Raw genomic sequence first — 1,002 nt, 5'->3', positions numbered from 1 at the left:
TGTGGATGTGTTGCACGGCACTCAGGTGCCGGATCCATATCGTTGGATGGAAAACGAACAAGATCCCGACTTACAAAAATGGATTGCCGCGCAACGCGATTATGCAGAGCGTTATCTGGCCAGTTTGCCGGGCCGAGAAAAGGTCGAGAAACGCCTCAAGGCACTGTGGAATTACGCACGCGTCAGTGCACCAACACGGCATGGCAAGCTGTGGTTTCAATATCGCAATAATGGATTACAGAATCAGTCGGTGCTGTATGTGATGCGCAGCCCGACGGATCCGGGTCGCGTGTTGCTGGATCCAAACCAATTGGCGGCTGATGGCACCGTGGCAGTCAATTCTTTGTCGATTTCGCCGGACGGTCGCTATGTGGCTTACGCCCTGTCGAAGGCGGGCTCTGACTGGCAGACGTGGCACATTCGCCGGGTGGAAGATGGCAAAGATCTGCCAGATCGAATTGCCTGGTCGAAATTTTCCGGCGCCGCCTGGCTACCCGATGGCAGCGGCTTTTATTATGCCCGTTACGATGCGCCAAAGCCGGGCGAAGAGTTGTCGGCGGCGAACTATCACCAAAAGCTGTTTTTTCACAAGGTGGGCACTGAACAAAGCGAAGATCGCCTGGTGTATCAACGGCCTGACCAGCCGGAGTGGGGTTTTTCGCCCACGGTGACCGAAGATGGTCGCTTTTTGATAATTCATGTCTGGAAAGGTACCGATTCGCGCAATCGCCTGTTCTATCAGGATCTGCGGCACAAGGATGGGAAGATTCAGCCACTTGTCGCCGAGTTGGAAGCGTCTTATGACTTTGTTGATAATATTGGCGACACATTATTGATTCAGACCAATCTGGGTGCCCCCAGAGGGCGAATCATTGCCATTGATGTGCGCCAGCCAGACAGGCGACATTGGCACACAGTGGTGCCGCAGCAAGCCGAGACGTTGCGTAGCGCGGCGGTGGTGAATGGCTTGCTTGCGCTCTCCTATTTAAAAGATGCGCGGAG

General features: G+C 54.5%; 1 protein-coding gene. It reads left to right on the top strand.

Going from position 1 to position 1,002, the window contains the following annotated elements:
- Position 1: 1 nt before the first annotated feature.
- On the top strand, positions 2 to 1,002 hold a 1,001-nt coding region (locus tag D6694_14645), incomplete at its 3' end, for a S9 family peptidase (GenBank protein ID RMH35579.1).

The organism is Gammaproteobacteria bacterium (assembly GCA_003696665.1).
In the GTDB taxonomy this organism is placed as follows: Bacteria; Pseudomonadota; Gammaproteobacteria; order Enterobacterales.
Note: the sequence above shows the minus strand (reverse complement) of the source record. Positions and strands in the feature narration are given on the sequence as shown.